We start from the raw sequence: 4527 nt of genomic DNA, 5'->3' as shown, positions 1-4527 counted from the left end.
CTCTACAGAAACAAATGATCTTACGTCATTTAAATCGATGGACAACAAAGCCTATGTAGATTTTACAAGTCCATATTTACTGGGGAAATTTAGAGTTCTTGCTGGTTATCATTATTATTATCAGGGTTATAAAAAAGTGGTTAATACGGATACTGGAGTCATTCCGAATCAAATCAAGAATGATGCGATTTCCGTTGGAGCAGATTGGAAAGCCTCGTTTAAAGCATTTCATTTGAATGCCAGTGCCTCTACCAATATTATTGGAAGTATCAACGGTAACAATTTATTTGTTGAAGCGGCTTTTAGAAATACCAAAAACTTTAAACTATCGAGTTCTATTTTATTCAACTCTAAATCCCCAACTGCCAATTATTTACTTTTCCAAAGTAATTTTGTGGATTACAACTGGTTTAATGACTTTAAAAACATCAATACAAGAACCTTAAATTTTGATTTCGCTACAAAATGGGTTCAAGCCTCTGCCGCGATTACGCAAATAGAAAACTATGCTTACTTTAATGAAGAAGCACAGTCCATCCCTCAGCAATATGGAGAAACTGTGAATTACTTTAAAGTGAGAGCTCATAACGAATTAAAATTTGGTTATTTTGGCTTAGATACTGATTTAATTTACCAACAAGTAACCAGTGGAGCTAACGTTTACAAGTTACCAGATGCAGTTATCCGAAGTACATTTTATTTTTCTAAAGTATTCTTCGAAAAAAAATCATTGTTTTTACAAACGGGAATTACAGGTAAGTATTTCAATGCTTATCACGCCAATAATTTCAATCCTTTGTTAGGAGAATTTACCTTACAAACAACGGAGCTAATTGGTGGGAAACCGATCTTTGATGCATTTATCAATGCACAAATCAGAAGAACCAAATTGTACTTTACTTTTGAAAACTTAATGCAGTTGACAAAAAACAATTACTATTACTCTGCTCCTAGCAAACCTTATACAGACTTTAAAATAAAATTTGGTTTTGTTTGGTATTTCTTTAAATAGAAATCCTTCAATTTCCTGAAATCTTACTGTACTATGCCCAAAGAATTACAACTTCAAGTAAAACCAAAAGTAGCAGCAACTGAGTGGTTGTTAAAAAAAGAGGTTTCTTATAAGTTAAAGGTATCTACTGACGATATCAAACACGTTGAAATTCTTAAAAGGTCCATTGATGCAAGACAAAAGGCAATTAAAATAAATTTAAAAGTTGCTGTTTATATACACGAAGAATTTTTAGAGGAACTCCCTAATTTACCAGACTACCAAAATTGTAGCACAAAAGAAGAGGTACTGGTTGTTGGAGCTGGACCTGCAGGATTATTCGCGGCATTAAAACTGATTGAAAAGGGGTTAAAACCTATTGTATTGGAAAGAGGAAAAGATGTAAGAGCTCGAAGAAGAGATCTTGCCGCCATCAATAAATTACATATCGTAGATGAGGACTCTAATTATTGTTTTGGTGAAGGGGGAGCCGGTACATACTCTGATGGAAAACTATATACTCGCTCTAAAAAAAGGGGTGATGTCAATGCTATATTAAAACTATTGGTTGCCTTTGGTGCCACAAAAAATATTTTAATTGACGCACATCCTCATATCGGAACTAATAAATTGCCAAAAATCATCGCCAGCATGCGCGATGCCATTATTGCAAATGGTGGAGAAGTCCGATTTGAAGCCAGAGTTACTGATATCTTACTGAAAGAAAATGAAATAAATGGTGTTACACTGCAAGACGGAACGAGTATCAAAGCAAAAAAACTGATCCTAGCGACTGGGCATTCGGCTCGTGATATTTTTGAATTGTTACACCAAAAAAATATTCTAATTGAAGCCAAACCTTTTGCACTAGGGGTTCGCGTTGAACACCCTCAGAGTTTGATTGACAGCATTCAATACAAATGTGATATTAGAAGTGAGTACTTACCTCCTGCTCCTTACAGTATCGTAAAGCAAGTAAAAGGAAGAGGTGTCTATTCTTTTTGTATGTGTCCTGGTGGAATCATTGCTCCCTGCGCAACAAGTCCAGGTGAAGTGGTTACCAACGGATGGTCACCTTCCAAAAGAGATCAACCTACCTCAAATTCCGGAATTGCGGTTGAACTGAGACTGGAAGATTTTAAAGAATTTCAACAATACGGTCCTTTGGCTGCCATGGAGTTTCAAAAGAAAATTGAACAACATGCCTGGCGTTTAGGAGGAGAAACTCAAAAAGTTCCTGCACAACGTTTGGCCGATTTCACAAAAGGAAAATTATCTAATGATATTCCTAAAACAAGTTACCAGCCAGGTACTACCTCTGTGGAATTAGGAAAAGTATTTCCATCTTTTATTCATAAAACATTGCAAGAAGGATTCAAACAGTTTGATAAATCCATGCGTGGTTATTTGACCAATGATGCGGTTGTACATGCTCCAGAATCTCGTACTTCATCCCCGGTTAGAATTCCGCGTGACAATTATACTTTAGAGCATCCTCAAATCAAAGGTTTATATCCATGTGGTGAAGGAGCAGGTTATGCAGGAGGAATTATTTCTGCAGCAATCGACGGTGAAAAATGTGCCGAACAATGTAAAATTAGCATATCAAACAGTTAACGACTTTCTTGTTTAAATTCTCAAACTAATTCTTCAACTTTTATAATATTGTGTAACTTTGTCTAGCAAAATATACAGTAATGAATTTACCTTTTTATAAATACCAAGGAACCGGAAATGATTTTGTAATGATCGATAATCGAGATTTGCATTTCAAACAAGATAACACAGAATTGATACACAAATTATGTGATCGTCGCTTTGGTGTTGGTGCAGATGGACTTATTCTATTAAATCCTTCTGATAAGTACGATTTTACGATGGTTTATTATAATGCTGATGGGAACGAAAGTACCATGTGTGGTAATGGTGGACGTTGTTTAGTTGCCTTTGCGCATGACCTTGGTGTGATTGAAAACACCACTACTTTTGATGCAGTAGATGGTTTGCATCATGCAAGCATAGAAAACGGATTGGTAAATCTACAAATGATTGATGTTGAGGATATCCAAATCAATGAGCAGTATGCTTTTTTAAATACAGGATCTCCGCACCATGTACAATTGGTTGAAAATATTGGAGAATATGATGTGTATGCCAATGGAAAATCCATTAGAAATGGTGCTCCCTATTTTCAAGAAGGGACCAACGTAAATTTTGCTGAAGCCATTGATGATACTACTTTTAGAGTAAGAACTTATGAGCGTGGTGTTGAAGACGAAACTTTAGCTTGTGGTACCGGTGTAACCGCTGTGGCCATTGCTATGTTTGAACAAAACATTACACAAAGCAACCAAATCAAACTATTGGTTGAAGGTGGAGAATTGGAAGTTTCTTTTGACAAAAAAGAAGATTCTTTTCATGATGTATTCCTTAAAGGACCTGCAAAATTTGTTTTTAAAGGGAACTTTGAGCTGTAATTGAATTTTTTAGAATGAAAACCTTAAAAGGTATTAAAATCAACTTACGTCCTTTAGAACCTGAGGATCTTCAATTTTTGTATGATACAGAAAATGATGAATCTAATTGGAAGGTTAGCGGGACACAAGTTCCTTTTTCTAAACACATTCTAAAAAATTACATTGCTAACGCACATCAAGATATCTACGAAGCCAAACAGGCTCGTTTTGTCATTGAACACAAAGAATTGAAAATCCCTGTTGGGATGATTGATTTATTTGACTTTGATGCATTTCATAAAAGGGCTGGAATTGGAATTTTAGTTTTAGAAAAATTTCAAAATATAGGTATCGCCTCAGAGGCTCTACAAATGATTATTTCTTACGGATTTCACTACCTCAACCTGCATCAATTATACGCCAATATCACAACTGACAATAGGAACAGTCTTAGTTTGTTTAAAAAATTTAAATTTAAAAACATCGGCGTAAAAAAAGATTGGATATATTACGACCATCAATTTTATGACGAAGCTACCTTTCAACTAATACATTCCATATCTGGAAACCATGAATAAAAAAACCACACTTATAGGAGGACTCCTTATCATTGCTATACTAGCGATCATTTCTTTTAATTATTATTCTAAAATATACGGAACCAATGTTAAGAACGATGCACTCATCCAAATTCCTACAGGAACTTCTATAGAAGAGCTGAAAACAATCTTAACTCCTTATCTAGAAGATGTAGAAAGTTTTGAATGGGTTGCAAACAAAAAAAAATATGCTACGAATATAAAATCGGGACAATACTCGATAAAAGCGGCTGCGAACAACAATGAACTAGTCAATTTATTACGTAGCGGTAAACAAACTCCAGTAAAATTGAGTTTCAACAATCAACACCAGTTAGAAAACTTAGCAGGTCGTATTGCAATCCAAATTGAAGCGGATTCTATTTCTTTACTCAAAGCGTTTAAGGATCCAGAATTTTTAAAACAAAACGACTTCAATACAAAGACTGCGCTTGCCATGTATATTCCGAACAGCTATCAAGTATACTGGAACACAAGTGCC

Annotated in this window: 5 protein-coding genes; all 5 read left to right on the top strand. The window is 35.1% G+C overall.

The window, feature by feature from the left end:
* The coding region (locus tag P8H68_RS08925; protein ID WP_366144936.1) for a putative porin at positions 1-1012 on the top strand (1012 nt) is incomplete at its 5' end.
* Positions 1013-1045: 33 nt separating this feature from the next.
* Entirely contained in the window at positions 1046-2608 is a 1563-nt protein-coding gene (locus P8H68_RS08920; RefSeq protein ID WP_300323721.1) for an FAD-dependent protein, read from the top strand.
* Between the two features lie 80 nt (positions 2609-2688).
* The gene (dapF, locus tag P8H68_RS08915; RefSeq protein ID WP_300323718.1) at positions 2689-3468 is read left to right on the top strand and encodes a diaminopimelate epimerase; all 780 of its coding nucleotides are present in this window, start codon (positions 2689-2691) and stop codon (positions 3466-3468) included.
* 14 nt (positions 3469-3482) lie between these two features.
* The gene (locus tag P8H68_RS08910) at positions 3483-4025 is read left to right on the top strand and encodes a GNAT family N-acetyltransferase (protein ID WP_300323715.1); all 543 of its coding nucleotides are present in this window, start codon (positions 3483-3485) and stop codon (positions 4023-4025) included.
* Positions 4018-4527 (top strand): endolytic transglycosylase MltG (locus P8H68_RS08905; RefSeq protein WP_300323712.1); only part of this gene is annotated, 510 nt, incomplete at its 3' end. The genes P8H68_RS08910 and P8H68_RS08905, both read left to right, overlap by 8 nt.

Origin of the sequence: Flavicella sp. (assembly GCF_029238425.1) — a bacterium.
GTDB lineage: Bacteria > Bacteroidota > Bacteroidia > Flavobacteriales > Flavobacteriaceae > Flavicella.
The sequence above is the reverse complement of the archived record's forward strand: the minus strand, read 5'-3'. Positions and strand labels throughout refer to the sequence as shown.

What these genes read in the sequence shown, in the direction of transcription:
- dapF (WP_300323718.1), top strand. Translation starts at nt 2,689, where the DNA reads ATGAATTTACCTTTTTATAAATACCAAGGAACCGGAAATGATTTTGTA.
- P8H68_RS08910 (WP_300323715.1), top strand. Translation starts at nt 3,483, where the DNA reads ATGAAAACCTTAAAAGGTATTAAAATCAACTTACGTCCTTTAGAACCT.
- P8H68_RS08920 (WP_300323721.1), top strand. Translation starts at nt 1,046, where the DNA reads ATGCCCAAAGAATTACAACTTCAAGTAAAACCAAAAGTAGCAGCAACT.